Annotated in this window: 1 protein-coding gene; it reads right to left on the minus strand. The window is 65.1% G+C overall.

Translation table 11 applies throughout. The features are described 5' to 3' along the window. Positions 1-435 (minus strand): recombinase family protein (locus tag APZ21_RS26030; RefSeq protein ID WP_204249158.1); only part of this gene is annotated, 435 nt, incomplete at its 3' end. Positions 436-453 lie beyond the last annotated feature (18 nt).

Consider the following 453-nt stretch of genomic DNA (forward strand, 5'->3'; position numbering starts at 1 on the left):
GACGAGCGCGCCGCCTTTCTTGCTGGCGCGCCGGTTCCACACCATGTGCCCGGTGTATTTCGGGTTGATCAGGATTTCGCGGACCGAGGACCCTGACCAGCGGCCCCGAGCGCGTTTGCCGCTGTTGGGTCGCGGGGGCGGGTAGCGGTCGGGGTCGGCGTTGAGCCGCTCGGCGATCACCTGGTAAGCGAGGTTCTCGTCGTGGCGCAACTGGAAGATCCGCACCACCGCCGGTGCGCGTTCGGGGTCCACGAGGAGCCGGGATTTGGTGCGGCCTTCCTCTCGTTTCGCCGCGACCGGGTGTGGCACTTTCTCGTTGAGGTAGCCGTGGCAGGCTTTGCCGATGTTCCAGCCTTGAAAGGTGTGTTCGCGGAACCCTTCCCAGGATTGTTCGAGGGTGTGGCGCAGGAACCATTCGGCGACACCTTGTTTCATGCGGCGCACGAGGATCTG

The sequence above is a fragment of the Nocardia arizonensis genome (assembly GCF_001310275.1).
GTDB lineage: Bacteria > Actinomycetota > Actinomycetes > Mycobacteriales > Mycobacteriaceae > Nocardia > Nocardia arizonensis.